Raw genomic sequence first — 12,205 nt, 5'->3', positions numbered from 1 at the left:
CACGCTCGCTGAGCTGGTCCGCGTTCATCTCCAGGGAGAAGAAGCCGACAGGGCCAGCGTGCTGGGCGGCTGAAATGGCCACATGTAGGCCGACCGTCGTTTTACCCATGGCGGGCCGGCCGGCCAGGATGATGAGCTGCGCACTCCGCATGCCGAGCGTCGCGGCATCAAGCCTCGGCACGCCGTAGGGCACTCCACGGGGCGCCGCTCCCTGCCGGATCTCGTTGGCTTGGTCGAGGACTTTGGCGGCGCTGGTCCCGAGCGAGATGCTCCGGGCATGGTCGGCGAGCGATGCACTGGCCACCGCGTCCAGCGCCTCGATCATGCTGCCGGCGGTCTCGGCCGGGTCATGCACGGTGCTGCCAGTCATCGCTGCGATGCCGAACTGCGATGTCTCGAAGACAGCCCGCATCCGCGCTGCCTGTGCGACCAATCGGGCGTAGCTGGGGGCGTTGCTGATGGTATTGGCGCCGTGCAGCAGGTTGACGAGGTACTGCCCGACCGTGACCCCGCCCAGGTCCGCATTGCCAAGCACCGCCTTCATGAGCCCGAGGTCAATCGCCTCGCCGGCATCTCGCCGAGCGACCATCGCCGCAAAGATGTGCTGGTGCACCGGGTCGGAGAAGTCGTCCGGCTGGACGAAGTCCCGAGCCCGGTCGATCGCATCGTTGTGGTGGAGGATGGCACCGAGCAGCCCTTGTTCGGACTCCACGGCGTTCGGCGGGACGGCATCGAGGGAAGCGGTTAGCGCATTCATTGCGACACCTCCCGCTCAGCAACCTGCAGTGCCTCAATCAGCTCCGGCAATCGATTACGGGCTATACGGATGCCGGACTTCGTGGGGAATAGATCACCCTTACCTCTGGCCGGCATGGCGAACACACGAACATCGATGCAGGTAAAACCTGAGCCTGCTTGGATGCTAACGCGCACCTCTTCGAAGTTCGTCTTTCTCACCGTTGCTACGGTGCGGGTTTCCGCCCGCTTGAGGCGCGATGATGCATTCGCCGGAGTTGTTGCTCCTGCGGGATGACGCGCGGTGGCCATGGCTTTACTCCGCTGCTAAATTCACAGCGGGAGCCGATAGCCCCATTGTATTGTAGATATTCCGGATCGCCGGCAGCTCTCTTTCACCCGAGAGATACCTTTCTAACAGGTCTTCTTGGCCTTCGAGATATAGATATACGGCCACGCGATCAAAGGCCATTTTTCCGGCGATCATCCGACCCAGATGAAAGCGCCGCCCCCATGTTCTCGCTGTTTTCTCGTGTACGTGCGCTAACTTTGCGAATTCCTGACTGGTCATGACCTGATCAGGATTATAAGGTCGTAATACTTGTATGTTAGACATCGATCCAAACCCATAGGTTGGTCAATGCCGGTTCAGGCTCGGGGACTTAGGCGCGGACGAAATCATGACCGATCGACTAGCGGACGCATGATATGCATCTGCCTTGATCACAATGACCATAGCTGCTAAGTTTTTTGAGCCCTAATCGGCATAGCCTATGGCCGCCACGTGCCTGCAAGCTGCAGCGGCCTGATTGCGAGACCCGGCTTGGAGAACATCTCCAGGTCGGGTTTGTTTTTGTATATGCCTTCTACTCTGGGCAATCCATCAACATGTCGGACGATACGCGCATCTCGGACGCACTGCAATCCTACAAGCTGCTTGTATATCCGGTGGCTCGGGCATCGATATATACAAGGAGCTTGTATGGGGCGGCCAGCCCATGTTGCGTCCGCATTAGCTAGTGTGGCCGGCTTCTTCCGCCTTAGCCTCTTGCTCGGCGAGCCACTGAGCCAATTTCGACCGGCGCACGCAAAGCTTTCGACCTACCCGGATCACGGGAAGCGTACCCGTTCTCGCTAGGTACCAAACCTGCGCCTGCCCGAGCCCAAGCTCGGCCCCAATGGCTTCAGCGCCCAGAAGGAGGTCCAGCGGTGGGAAGGGTGGGAGTTGGCCGGCCATGTTAAGTTTCCTTGCGAGAGGGAGGTGGGGTTAAGCCGTTGCCCAGGCGATCTTGTCGCCGGGGATGCAGAGGATGTTGCGGGTCTCGTTGGCGGGGATGAGGATCCGTGCAGAGTCGCCGATGCCGCTGACCTGCGTAGGATCGGGGTTCTCCCCGCGGGCTACCCAGGCATCCACGGCGGCCCGAACCTCGAAGTTCATACCGGTGCGCCCCTGCGGAGCGGCAATATCGGTGACCCCGGGGTTCGTCATGGTACGCGACCAGAACGCGACGCTGATCAGGGACGCACCGTTGACGTCGCCAATTTGAGCGCACGTCACATGGATGCCGGTGAGGGCCATGGCTGGCTCCGGATTTTAGTTGAGGACGGCCATCCGCACGGTCGCCATGCCGCGGTGTCCCATGGGGAGCGCCTGAGTGTCGGCAGCAGGTGGCGCTCCAGCTCGCAGGCGAGCGGAGACGACGAGATGGATAGCGATAAGGGCGGAAAATGCAGCGCGATCGGTTTACGCGCGGGCATGAAAAAGCCCCGCGCGGGATGTCTCCCGGCGAGGCCGTATCTCTCTATCTGGAGTCATACACAAGCGACAGTTGGATGTAAATGGACCGAAGCAGATTGATTAAGGTCGCGGTCCGTCTGTCACGATGCATCTGGCGCAGCGCCTAAACTATTGGTCCTCGCCTGCGTTCGCGGAACCGGATGCCGGTACCGCCACCGTTCTCAGGGATGAATTCGAGACTGGCATCCTCAAGCGGCCCCGCTAGAGTCTGATTGTGCATAGTCGTAAGAATCATCGCCGCCTGTCTATTCACTACGCATGCGCATTCCCATCTCAGGGTTGAATGTGAAACCTTTAGATACTTTCATAAGATTTGGACTGCGAAAATTCTGCCAATTTATTTTGGTATATGTTCCGCGATCAAAACCATAGGAAAACATTAAATACTTCCGCGGGTTGCCGTAATCATCATTTGATATTAGATTGTGAGCAAACTGACACTTATCAGCTGATGCATTTGCGTCATAGAAGGACTTTAATTGCATGGCGGCTATCTGGATTGCGGTGGCCATCGTAGTCTTGATCGGCTCCTGCGTCAGCTCGTTCGCCGTCTTGTCAGAATTAAGAACATCAAGCTTTTGCAAAAGCGGCACAGATTTGATGACCGTCGCTTGATCTACGTCAACGATTACCTTGCATGCCGCAGAGCTAATGCTATTAGTTTGCTTAAATCCGAGTGCCAGAAACATAGATGTCATCGCTTCCGGCGAAGCTTCGTCGTCGGCACCCCAGGACGGACCAATACAAGTTGCGCCCGCAACCATAAACACTAACAGGTAACTTTTCACACAATGTTGCAGCATAGGATCGCCTCCCGAATTGCTGAACCATACGCACACCCGCGCATCGAGCAACAGCTAAGCTGGCTCGTTATCCTAATCTGCGATTACGGAGCTCGGTATCGTCACGGCCCCTAACGCTCCCTGAGCCGAACACCAGCCCCGTCCCCGTTCTTGAGGGATGAACTTCAGGCCGGCGTGCTCGAAGAACTCTCGCATCAGTCAGCTCCGCGCTTCGCCCCGTGAACGATCTGCTGCAGCAGCGAGGGTAGCGGAACGCCGTACTCCTCAAGGAGGAAAGCAGCGCTGAGCAGCGTCCGGATGTGCTTGTCGGGGACCGGCCGGTTCATGATCTGCGCGTCCAGCACCTGATCGGCTAGAAGGCCAGCGAGGCGCGCGACTTCAGACAGACGCGCGGACGAGGCAATCATGCTTTTCGCTCACGCATCCGAACCCCAGCGCCCCCGCCATTCTCGGGGATAAATTCTAGGCCCGCACGCTCCAGAGCGTCTCGTATCTTATCGACGCTGCTGATCCGGGCATCTTGCCCGGCTTCAAACCGATTGATCGTGTTCGCCCCGACATCAGCTTCACGGGCTAGGTCCGCCGTGCTCCATCCCAAGGCAGCACGACCCATCCGGCATTGAAATGGCTTCATGAGGTGGATTTATCACCATATGAGGTTGACATCAAACCGGTGTGGGTTACACCTCTAGTGGTGAGATTATCACCACGGAGGCCAGCCCCGATGCGCTACGCCAATCTTATCGCCCAGTCGCACATCGCCCGTAGCGCTGACGCCCGCCTGACCGCCGACGCCCGCCGCGCCGCGATCGCCACCCGTGCCGCCGTTGTCGCTTCGACCGAGAGCGCCAAGCGCTTCGCCCGCACGACCGCTCCCCTCGTCAACCGCGATGGCACCTTCGACCGTTCGGCGATCATGCGTGCTGCCATCCGTTCGGCTCAGGCTCGCATGGAAGTCACCGGCGACGCCTGGGGCGTGTGCCTGTCCTACGCTCTGAAGGGCGCCTGGGCTGCTGCGAAGGCCTCTCGCGCCTACCGTGCGCACTGAGGCCGGACTGATGGCCGCCGACCTGATCCGCTCCCCCGCCGTTCGCCTTTTGCACGCCCGGCAGGATCACGCGACCTGCCTCCGCCTTGCGGCATCCTACAGAGCCCGGATCGCGGCTGGCGAGACTGACCAGCGCGAGGCTCACGCCTGGGCGCTCGGCCTTGCCCGCCGCTGGCGCCTCGTCGCTGCCGAACTGAGCAAGACGCGCCTGCCGCCGGCCTGATCGGCGCCCAAACGGGACCCGCCCCACGCCCCTGATCCCCAACCACCCCCACGAGCCCTCAACGGAGCCCGATCGATGCCGCACGCCCGTATCCCCGATTTCAGTCAGCCGCCCGGGTTCGTCGCCCTCGATACGGACCGCCTGCCCTTCCACGCTGATCCGATCCTCGCGGCCCTCGATCAGCACGCCGAGGCTTGGAGCGTCTTCAAGGCTGCGCCTGACGGCGAGGCACCCATGCGCGCCGAGGACGATGCCGACAGTGCCCTGATGGCCCTTCTCGGCACGCCCTGCGCGACGCGCGGGGGGATGCTCTGTCTGATCCGGCATCTCCGTTGGTTCCTGGCTGAGGAGGCTCCGAACGCCGTCAGCCACGGCGACGCCTGGGCCATCGTGCAGGCTCGGGAGGGCGACCTGTCCTTTTGCCTGGGCGTGGAGCCAGTCCGGCGCCTACCGATGGCCCTGCCGTCCGGCCGGCTGCTCGGACCGACGATCGATCTGCGGCCGCCCCTGTCACCGGCCAGGTACGTCGGGCGCGCGCTTGCGGCTGCCGGCGAGCTTCTGACCGCCATTGCGATCGTAGCTGGCGGCTCCGTCTTCACCGGCCTCGCAACCCTCATCTGACCTGCCCCGCAACCTGTCGCGGGCCGCAAGGCTCACATACCTCACGTGGAGATACCCATGCGCCAGTCAACGAAGATTGCCGAGTCCGGAAGTCTGACCGCGCGCGAGCGTGCCGACGCCCTGCGAGCGCGGCTGCCCGAGCCAGCGGCGGATCCCATCCTGGCCGCCATTACCGAAAGTCGCCGTCTCATGTCGACCGTCCGCCGAGCTCGTCGCGCTCCGGACTTCGCCCTGGGACGGTCGGATGAAGAGGCGGCAGCCAACGACGCGGCATGGCTTCACTACCATGGCACGTTGCTCAGGACGCCCCCAACCACGGCAGCGGGTGCGGTTGCGTTCGCCCGACACTTTCTCGTCTTCCACCGCGACCAGGGGCGTGTGCTTGCGGAAAAGGACCTCGTTCGGGTGTTGACCATCATTGCCGCTGCGCCCGCAGCCTGAGATCGGAGACCGCCTTCCATGGGCGACATCGTCCGCCTCCACCCACCCTCATGGCCGGCTGGCCAGGGTCCGGTCACTCCAATCAGCCGGGCCGCCCTCCGGGCGCAACTCGAGGAAGCCGCACAGGTCGCCCTGGACGCTGCCGATCGCATCCTCGCTGCCCTTGATCGCATCGGCGAGGATGCGGATCATGTGGGTGCCGGGAATGCCGAAACTCTCTTGGATCGCTCCAGGGGCACGGGGGGCAATGTCCCCGGCGGCAATCAGACGACACCCGACCAGCGGTAAGATACCTGACAAGCCCAGAAGGTAGTGGGTTGGTCTGAAACCGTACGGGATTGGCCCGACCTTGGCTGTAAGCGGTCAGCGTGGCACGGTAGTTTCATGCCTTACGAGATCGACCTGATTCTAAATCGGCGTGGCCGCTCATTCTATGATGAGGACGTGCCGCACATCAAATTACCAGGTGAATATGATGACCTCACCGAGGCCATGGATACGGCAATGGAATTCATAAAAGGCGGGTGTAGCCAGTTTGAATTTCGAATCTGGGATGATGGTGCCATTCATTCGGCTTCTGATAACTTTATTTGATAGTTTTTATCAAGAATTCTACGATTTTAAACATCCCGTCATACGCACTAAGTCAACAAAAAGGGGCCAACCCTAAGGCTGGCCCTGATCGTAATATCCCGAGACCTAGCCTTACTCGGCGGCAGTCATCTCGGCGGTGAAGTGTCCGCACCAGTCCTGGGTTGCCACGACCGGCCACAGGCCCTTGGCCTCTGGTGCCGGCTGGCTCACGGGCGGGTTGAAGCGGCACAGGCCGGCATCATCCGCTGCTTGGGCGCCGTTGCCGTGATGCTCGTCGAAGAACTTGCAGCTCTGACAGGTCGCGCTGGCCATTGTCGGCTCCCGTATGTGGCTGGCGGCGCTGCCGCCCTCGGTTGCGAATTAGAACAGATCTAATTTTGAGTTCAACGGGGTGCCTGAGCGGTGGTTCCAGCCGGATCACAGCAGGGTGTGGACGGTCGGCCACTCAGGTAAAATCAACATCGGTCCCAATCAGGATCCGCATCTCAGATGACCACCACCGTCCCGCATGGAGCCCCTGGTCGTGCTGCCCCGTCGGCAAGTCTCCGCTAGCCTTCGCCCGCCTCTACCCTGCAGCCTGAGGAGCTTGCCGTGCCGAGCGCCAGTACCGCCCGTCGTCCCACCGTCGCCCCGGCATCGGCTTACCCCGAACAGCTCGGCACCGTGATCGTCGCGCTCCTCAACGCCATTGAGGGCCTACCCGACGGCTCGCCGACCGCCGCAGCCTACCGGTCCGCCCACCGCCGCAAGGGCCAAGCACTCGCCAAAGCCGGCGACCCGGCGGCATGGGCCGGCCTGCAGGGGTGGCGGTCGTGAACACCGCCCTCGTACTCATGGCCGCCGCAGCGGTGCACGCACAGTTCGCCTACTGGCGACGGTTCGATAGGACCGGCAGATCCCGTCGCGTTGCCTGGGGTGCCATCCTCTACGCCCTCGCGGGCCTCGTCTGTTTCATCACTGCAAGGGTGTTGCAGTGAGACAACCGGTAGCGCGTCCTACCACCCCAGCCCGAGCGCTCGCGTATCCTCGTTCGGTGCGGCGGTCCGCAGGTGTGCGATTACCGCTTCCACAGCCGCAAGCGCGGCAGCACGCGGCTTGGTCGGCGCAGCATCTCGCTTATCGAGCTCTTCCGCCAGGGCGACCGACGCCACCACTGCCTGTGCGATCGCAAGGTCCAGCGCGGGATCAACGACGACGCGACGCTTGAGGTTCGCGGCCGTACTGGAGGCGGCCGCAGCTACCATCTCGCGCATGCCAAGCGTCCCGGTCTCGATGGCGACCACCCATGGGCTCATCACCGCCTGCAGGAACGGCGGCAGGCCGGCACCCTCGAGAATTCCACCTGCCATCAGCGCGCCTCGATCCATCGCCCTTCGACTGCCGGGTTTATCCGGCATCCGGCCCGAGGGCGTCGAGCCGCCGGTGTGCGTCCCCTTGTCCGAAAGCAGGAGCGCCGAGGAGCCTGCCATGCCATCGCCTCGCGATCACATCGAGACCCACGTCTTCGATCCTCCGACCGGCGGTACCGTCGCTGCAGCCGAGACCGCGATCCTGTCGCTCCTCACGGCAGTCGAGCAGCATCAGGTCGGCTCGCCGGCCGCCATGGCCTTCATCGCCCCGATCCGACGGAAGGGCGAGGAGCTACTTACCGCCGGGGGTGCGAGCGACGTGCTCGACTACATGGCAAACCGCATCCATGCCGCCGTGCCGGAGAAGGCTGCTCAGCGTGAGCGGATCCTTGCCGCGGCATGGGGCGGTTTACCGGGGTGGTGGTCGTGACCGCCGGTCTCGACGCCTTGCTCTTTGCCAAGGTCCGCGCCCTCCACGACTGCACGGACATCTCGGCCGAGAAACCTGCCGCCACGAACTGTAGCGTTGGCCCGCACGACGACGTCTATCGCCGCTGGGATCGGTAGCAGGGCCGGCGAACCTTCAGTGCGTGTGGTGTGATACCCCTGCCTCTACCGTGCTTCTTGCCGTGTCGCTGCCGTACATTACCGTGCACGACCGTGGCCTTGCCACGGAGCCGCGATGGCCCTCAGCGGGCGGGCCTCAAAGGGCCACAAGCGGCCCAGCGAAAGCCCACCATTCGGGAGGGATCATATCACACGCACTGAAGTTGCTGGCGTGTTCCGTGTTGTCGAGGAGGGCACGCCTCGCTACAGCGCGCTATGGACAAGCTCGACGCCCTCCTAGACCGTCTCAAGGCTCATCAGCGGGTGATGATCCTAGCCGCAGCCGAACACGACACGTTGCCGGCCGCGAGCGTCCTGAGGCAGATCGCAGAGCTTGAAAACGCCATCGCGGCGGTTGAAGCGGTGGCTGACGAGGAGCGAGGTCGGCGACGGCATTAGGCGCCGCAAAGTGATCGACTATTATTCACCAATCCTGGTGTTGTAATAGGGTCGGTGCCGCGTCGGCGGCCAGCAGGTCTGCCCGATCCGCTGTGGCGGTCCTGTATGCCCCTTCATGCAGGGCCGCCTTTACCCTTCGATCGAGCCTCGACCTGATTGATGAGACGGACGGGATGTTGACGCAATCGATCATCGGGATGGCACGCCACCGCTGGCAGACTCCCCGTCCGTTCGAGGGCCATACGAAGGAAAGCCTGCTACGGAAGATCGAGAGCCCAGCGGTCCGTGAAGAGGTCAAAGAGCAGGCCCGGCGAGAGCTACAGCTTCGCTCCTCGGTCCCCCTATCCGGTTAGCACTCTGACGACCCGCGGTCGTGCGCACACGGGCTGACAGGGCAACAGTCAAACTGTGGGGATCTGGCACCTACGTCGATCCGACCTGTCAGCCGCTGATTAGGAGTAACGGGGAAGTGTGATGGGTTGGGTATCAGCGGCTGATCGTGTGTGCCTTCCTCACCAACGATAGATCAGGCTGCCGATGACCGTGGCCGGCTGGTTGCGGTTGCAGAACCCGAACGAGCAGGTCTGGAAGTTGCGATCGAAGATGTTGTAGCCGTTCAGCTGGGCGCGGAAGCCCTTGTAGCGTGGGTCGAGCGCGGCGAAGTCGTAGGCGACTAGCGCGTCGTAGAGCGTCACGGCGGTGTTCCGCACCGTGTTGAGGTCATCCGCGTAGCTCGAACCGATATAGCGGATGCCGCCGCCGAGCTGGAGCCCGCGCAGAAGCGAGGATGGCGGGAAGGCGTAGGTCAGGAACGAAGCATAGGTGTCGCCGGGGATGCCAGAGACGCGGTTGCCGTTGATCGAGTCCCCGGTCGAGGCGATCGCATTCACGAACCGGAGATCGACGTGCGTGTAGGCGACCGTCAGGTTCGTGCCCGGCCCGAGGTTGGCGGTGGCCTCCGCCTCGAAGCCACGGGAGCGCACCGAGCCGCCCGCGGTCTGGAACAGGATGTTCGCCGCGTCGGGGATCAGGATGCTCGATTGGTTGATCTCGAAGCCGGCAAACGCCGTCTGGATGCTGGTGCCGGGGATCAAGTACTTCACGCCAGCCTCGATCTGGTCGCCGGTGGCCGGCTTGAACGCCTGGCCGTTCCGGTCGAGGCCGACCTGGGGCGTGAAGGTGGTAGCGTAGCTGGCATAGGGTACGAGCCCCGGCGCAAGCACGTAGCCGAGGCCGACGCGGCCGGTGAAGGCGTCGTTGTCCTGGCGCGAGACGGCTGTGTCGGGCGATGACCGGGTGTCCTGGAAGACCTGATCGTAGCGCCCGTTCACGGTGAGGATGAAATTGCCGAACTTGGCCTGGTCTTGCAGGTAGATGCCGACCTGGTCCTGGGTCTGGCGCGCTGCCGCTCCTAAGGCCGGCGTGGCGATGAATTGCTGGCCATAGTTGCGCGTGACGAGGTTCAGGTCCGGGACGGCGACGTTGTCGGCGTAGAAGCTCCCGAACCGGCTGGTCAGGCTGTAGCGGGCGTAGTCGACGCCGCCGACCACAGTGTGCGCGACCGGGCCGGTGACGAGATGCGCCTCGAGCTGGTTGTCCAGGGTCTGCTGAACAAGGCCGGCGCGGAGGTATCCGTTGTCGCGTGCAGCGACAGTGCGCTCGGCATTGATGGACGTGATGTCCACGTACTTCGCGCTCAGGTTCAGTCCATAGTTGCGGAAGTTCTGGCGGAAGATCAGGTCCGGCGTGAACTTGTGCTCGAAGGCGTAGCCGATGCGGTACTGGGTCTGGTCGAGACCGGCGAAGCGCGGATCGCCCATGTAGAAGTTCGTCGCCCGAAAGCCCGGATCGTTGTAGTAGAACGTCGTCGCCGGCGTGTTGGTGATCTGGAACTCGCTCAGGAACGTGAACGTGGTGTCGGCTGACGGCTTCCAGGTGAAGGCGGGCGCGATATTGAACTGGTCGTCGTTCGTGCCAAAGCCAATGAACGAGCCGGCCTCGCGGCGTACGCCGGTGAGGCGGTAAGCCATCGTTCCGTCAGAACCCGCGAGGGGTCCGCCGACGTCGAAGTTGCCCTGGAAGCGATCGAAGCTGCCGGCTTGGAACTGCACCTCGCCGAACGGTACGAAGACGGGGCGTTTGCTCGTGATATCGAGGATCCCGCCGGGCGATCCGAGGCCGTAGAGGCCGGAGGCCGGGCCGCGCAGGATCGTCAGCGCCTCGGCACCGTAAGGCTCGCTCTTCGGGTAGGCGAAACCGCTGCCGATCACCCGCAGGCCGTCGCGGTAAATGCCCTGGTTCGTCAGCACGTCGAAGCCGCGGATGAAGATCTGATCGAACCGGGAGTCGAAGCCCGACCGCGCGGAAATAGCGCCCGGGACGTAGTTGATGGCGTCGCTGAAAGTCTGGACGTTGCGATCGTTGAGCTGCTCGCGGGTGACGACGGAGACCGATTGCGGAACCTCGATCAACGGGGTGTTGGTCTTTGTCGCCGCCGTCGCGACCCGAGCGGTGTAGCCGGAAATACCGGAGGGTCCGCCGCCGCCGCCGCTAGTCGCCGCGGTACCCCCATCGCCGGCACTGAGGTTGAGTCCACCTGCACTGAGCGACGGGGCTGAATTACCCGGCGCCGCGGCCTCAACTGAAAGCTGATCGAGCTGGACGGCTGCGTCCTGTGCCATCGCATTCCCGGCTAGGGTAGTCGTAGCGAGAAGCACGGCGAGGAGGGGAGAACGGTCGGACATGGCGCACGCTGACACGCGCCTGGATCGGCGCAACACCTACCTCTTCGCGGTTCGAGGATTACGCCGCAAGCCGAAAACGTGTTTCAAATCACACACTTAGAGCACTTCAAATCTGAAGTTATTCTAAGCTTGGGGGCATCATTAGGTTTGGTAGAGGAGCCGAGCCTACGGCAAGGCGAGTATCCCCCCGGGGATAGGGCACCAGGATGAAGCGCAGTGACGTGCGCTGCGGATCGAGAGTGCGAACAAACTCGCGGTGATCGGAACGCGGAATGCCGGAATACGGGTCGCAAAGGTGCAGCCGCGTTCGATCGCGACCCGGTCTGGTCTTATCCGCCGAACGAACCAACAGCAGGCAGGTCACGGTCGGTGGTGGGGCGACGCTTGGGAGGCTGCACCCGGGCATCCTCTGCCCTGACGGAGCTGGCCTCAGACACGGTAGAGGGACGAGTAGCAGCGCGGTCTCTGTGGATCGACATGGCGTACTCCAAGGCGTGGGCGAAAACGGAACCGCATCTCGTGTGCGGTGTCTGACGCGTAATGATTGCGCCGCAGCATGGTTCGGCCACCGCGGCGACATGGCTGTTGGAGCGTCGAACTGCTCGATGCGGCCCAAGCGAACGATGGGGGGAGCCGTGCGCTCTCCCTTTGAGCTCGCCGCTATCTGCCACGATCTGGCAGACCAGAAATGTAACACCGGGCTGGTTGTTCGCTGCAGCGCAGCGACCTAGGTTCGCAGTGCGGGACGGCGATGGCGTCGCGGTCCCGCTGTCCTTCTTGGACGTTTCCTCCCAAGACTTCGGGCCGCTCCTTCGGGGGTGGCCTTTTTTGTTTGTCTATGCCT

The 12,205-nt window shown here is 62.8% G+C and carries 18 protein-coding genes; 8 read left to right on the top strand and 10 right to left on the bottom strand.

All coding sequences use genetic code 11. From position 1 onward, the window contains the following. The 6 genes from MKK55_RS14495 to MKK55_RS29335 form a co-directional block, all read right to left on the bottom strand. Window positions 1-757 (bottom strand): replicative DNA helicase (locus tag MKK55_RS14495; protein ID WP_279596196.1); only part of this gene is annotated, 757 nt, incomplete at its 3' end. After that, complete coding sequence (locus MKK55_RS14490) at window positions 754-1,047, bottom strand: hypothetical protein (protein ID WP_243935651.1); 294 nt, start codon at window positions 1,045-1,047, stop codon at window positions 754-756. The genes MKK55_RS14495 and MKK55_RS14490, both read right to left, overlap by 4 nt. A gap of 955 nt (window positions 1,048-2,002) precedes the next feature. Continuing rightward, the gene (locus MKK55_RS14485) at window positions 2,003-2,314 is read right to left on the bottom strand and encodes a hypothetical protein (protein WP_243935649.1); all 312 of its coding nucleotides are present in this window, start codon (window positions 2,312-2,314) and stop codon (window positions 2,003-2,005) included. A gap of 464 nt (window positions 2,315-2,778) precedes the next feature. Next, complete coding sequence (locus MKK55_RS14480; protein WP_243935647.1) at window positions 2,779-3,336, bottom strand: hypothetical protein; 558 nt, start codon at window positions 3,334-3,336, stop codon at window positions 2,779-2,781. 194 nt (window positions 3,337-3,530) lie between these two features. After that, window positions 3,531-3,743 carry a hypothetical protein gene (locus MKK55_RS14475; RefSeq protein WP_243935645.1) on the bottom strand — a complete coding sequence of 71 codons (213 nt, stop codon included), beginning with the start codon at window positions 3,741-3,743 and terminating at the stop codon, window positions 3,531-3,533. Beyond that, window positions 3,740-3,949 (bottom strand): multiprotein-bridging factor 1 family protein, encoded by a 210-nt coding sequence (locus tag MKK55_RS29335; RefSeq protein WP_409566061.1) that lies wholly within the window; start codon window positions 3,947-3,949, stop codon window positions 3,740-3,742. The genes MKK55_RS14475 and MKK55_RS29335 overlap by 4 nt, the downstream gene beginning before the upstream one ends. 111 nt (window positions 3,950-4,060) lie before the next feature. On the opposite strand from MKK55_RS29335, the gene MKK55_RS14465 reads away from it, so the two are divergent. The 4 genes from MKK55_RS14465 (at window position 4,061) to MKK55_RS14450 (ending at window position 5,669) form a co-directional block, all read left to right on the top strand. Beyond that, window positions 4,061-4,384: a hypothetical protein gene (locus tag MKK55_RS14465; protein ID WP_243935643.1), complete on the top strand. Its 324-nt coding sequence runs from the start codon at window positions 4,061-4,063 to the stop codon at window positions 4,382-4,384. Window positions 4,385-4,394: 10 nt separating this feature from the next. Continuing rightward, entirely contained in the window at window positions 4,395-4,607 is a 213-nt protein-coding gene (locus MKK55_RS14460) for a hypothetical protein (RefSeq protein ID WP_243935640.1), read from the top strand. 75 nt (window positions 4,608-4,682) lie between these two features. Next, complete coding sequence (locus tag MKK55_RS14455; RefSeq protein ID WP_243935638.1) at window positions 4,683-5,228, top strand: hypothetical protein; 546 nt, start codon at window positions 4,683-4,685, stop codon at window positions 5,226-5,228. Window positions 5,229-5,285: 57 nt separating this feature from the next. Then, window positions 5,286-5,669 carry a hypothetical protein gene (locus MKK55_RS14450; RefSeq protein WP_243935636.1) on the top strand — a complete coding sequence of 128 codons (384 nt, stop codon included), beginning with the start codon at window positions 5,286-5,288 and terminating at the stop codon, window positions 5,667-5,669. Between the two features lie 48 nt (window positions 5,670-5,717). On the opposite strand, the gene MKK55_RS14445 is transcribed toward MKK55_RS14450, so the two are convergent. Continuing rightward, entirely contained in the window at window positions 5,718-5,861 is a 144-nt protein-coding gene (locus tag MKK55_RS14445) for a hypothetical protein (RefSeq protein ID WP_243935634.1), read from the bottom strand. Between the two features lie 192 nt (window positions 5,862-6,053). On the opposite strand from MKK55_RS14445, the gene MKK55_RS14440 reads away from it, so the two are divergent. Beyond that, entirely contained in the window at window positions 6,054-6,263 is a 210-nt protein-coding gene (locus MKK55_RS14440) for a hypothetical protein (RefSeq protein WP_243935632.1), read from the top strand. A 111-nt stretch (window positions 6,264-6,374) separates the two neighbouring features. Here MKK55_RS14440 and MKK55_RS14435 read toward each other — a convergent pair whose 3' ends face one another. Continuing rightward, window positions 6,375-6,575 carry a hypothetical protein gene (locus MKK55_RS14435; RefSeq protein ID WP_243935630.1) on the bottom strand — a complete coding sequence of 67 codons (201 nt, stop codon included), beginning with the start codon at window positions 6,573-6,575 and terminating at the stop codon, window positions 6,375-6,377. Between the two features lie 279 nt (window positions 6,576-6,854). On the opposite strand from MKK55_RS14435, the gene MKK55_RS14430 reads away from it, so the two are divergent. Then, window positions 6,855-7,079 (top strand): hypothetical protein, encoded by a 225-nt coding sequence (locus MKK55_RS14430; RefSeq protein WP_243935628.1) that lies wholly within the window; start codon window positions 6,855-6,857, stop codon window positions 7,077-7,079. Between the two features lie 179 nt (window positions 7,080-7,258). Here the strand turns inward: MKK55_RS14430 and MKK55_RS14425 are convergent, their stop codons facing one another. Continuing rightward, the gene (locus tag MKK55_RS14425) at window positions 7,259-7,732 is read right to left on the bottom strand and encodes a hypothetical protein (protein WP_243935626.1); all 474 of its coding nucleotides are present in this window, start codon (window positions 7,730-7,732) and stop codon (window positions 7,259-7,261) included. On the opposite strand from MKK55_RS14425, the gene MKK55_RS14420 reads away from it, so the two are divergent. Together MKK55_RS14420 and MKK55_RS14415 are read left to right on the top strand one after the other, a co-directional pair. After that, the gene (locus tag MKK55_RS14420) at window positions 7,731-8,042 is read left to right on the top strand and encodes a hypothetical protein (protein WP_243935622.1); all 312 of its coding nucleotides are present in this window, start codon (window positions 7,731-7,733) and stop codon (window positions 8,040-8,042) included. The genes MKK55_RS14425 and MKK55_RS14420 overlap by 2 nt on opposite strands. Window positions 8,043-8,434: 392 nt before the next feature. After that, window positions 8,435-8,617: a hypothetical protein gene (locus MKK55_RS14415; RefSeq protein WP_243935613.1), complete on the top strand. Its 183-nt coding sequence runs from the start codon at window positions 8,435-8,437 to the stop codon at window positions 8,615-8,617. A gap of 512 nt (window positions 8,618-9,129) precedes the next feature. Here the strand turns inward: MKK55_RS14415 and MKK55_RS14410 are convergent. After that, on the bottom strand, window positions 9,130-11,361 hold the full coding sequence (locus MKK55_RS14410; protein WP_243935611.1) for a TonB-dependent siderophore receptor: 2,232 nt from the start codon (window positions 11,359-11,361) through the stop codon (window positions 9,130-9,132). Window positions 11,362-12,205 lie beyond the last annotated feature (844 nt).

Origin of the sequence: Methylobacterium sp. J-059, assembly GCF_022829485.1 — a bacterium.
Lineage (GTDB): Bacteria > Pseudomonadota > Alphaproteobacteria > Rhizobiales > Beijerinckiaceae > Methylobacterium.
This window is presented reverse-complemented; position numbering and strand designations above follow the sequence as displayed.

What these genes read in the sequence shown, in the direction of transcription:
- MKK55_RS14490 (WP_243935651.1), bottom strand. Translation starts at nt 1,047, where the DNA reads ATGGCCACCGCGCGTCATCCCGCAGGAGCAACAACTCCGGCGAATGCA.
- MKK55_RS14485 (WP_243935649.1), bottom strand. Translation starts at nt 2,314, where the DNA reads ATGGCCCTCACCGGCATCCATGTGACGTGCGCTCAAATTGGCGACGTC.
- MKK55_RS14480 (WP_243935647.1), bottom strand. Translation starts at nt 3,336, where the DNA reads ATGCTGCAACATTGTGTGAAAAGTTACCTGTTAGTGTTTATGGTTGCG.
- MKK55_RS14475 (WP_243935645.1), bottom strand. Translation starts at nt 3,743, where the DNA reads ATGATTGCCTCGTCCGCGCGTCTGTCTGAAGTCGCGCGCCTCGCTGGC.
- MKK55_RS29335 (WP_409566061.1), bottom strand. Translation starts at nt 3,949, where the DNA reads ATGGGTCGTGCTGCCTTGGGATGGAGCACGGCGGACCTAGCCCGTGAA.
- MKK55_RS14465 (WP_243935643.1), top strand. Translation starts at nt 4,061, where the DNA reads ATGCGCTACGCCAATCTTATCGCCCAGTCGCACATCGCCCGTAGCGCT.
- MKK55_RS14460 (WP_243935640.1), top strand. Translation starts at nt 4,395, where the DNA reads ATGGCCGCCGACCTGATCCGCTCCCCCGCCGTTCGCCTTTTGCACGCC.
- MKK55_RS14455 (WP_243935638.1), top strand. Translation starts at nt 4,683, where the DNA reads ATGCCGCACGCCCGTATCCCCGATTTCAGTCAGCCGCCCGGGTTCGTC.
- MKK55_RS14450 (WP_243935636.1), top strand. Translation starts at nt 5,286, where the DNA reads ATGCGCCAGTCAACGAAGATTGCCGAGTCCGGAAGTCTGACCGCGCGC.
- MKK55_RS14445 (WP_243935634.1), bottom strand. Translation starts at nt 5,861, where the DNA reads ATGATCCGCATCCTCGCCGATGCGATCAAGGGCAGCGAGGATGCGATC.
- MKK55_RS14440 (WP_243935632.1), top strand. Translation starts at nt 6,054, where the DNA reads ATGCCTTACGAGATCGACCTGATTCTAAATCGGCGTGGCCGCTCATTC.
- MKK55_RS14435 (WP_243935630.1), bottom strand. Translation starts at nt 6,575, where the DNA reads ATGGCCAGCGCGACCTGTCAGAGCTGCAAGTTCTTCGACGAGCATCAC.
- MKK55_RS14420 (WP_243935622.1), top strand. Translation starts at nt 7,731, where the DNA reads ATGCCATCGCCTCGCGATCACATCGAGACCCACGTCTTCGATCCTCCG.
- MKK55_RS14425 (WP_243935626.1), bottom strand. Translation starts at nt 7,732, where the DNA reads ATGGCAGGCTCCTCGGCGCTCCTGCTTTCGGACAAGGGGACGCACACC.
- MKK55_RS14415 (WP_243935613.1), top strand. Translation starts at nt 8,435, where the DNA reads ATGGACAAGCTCGACGCCCTCCTAGACCGTCTCAAGGCTCATCAGCGG.
- MKK55_RS14410 (WP_243935611.1), bottom strand. Translation starts at nt 11,361, where the DNA reads ATGTCCGACCGTTCTCCCCTCCTCGCCGTGCTTCTCGCTACGACTACC.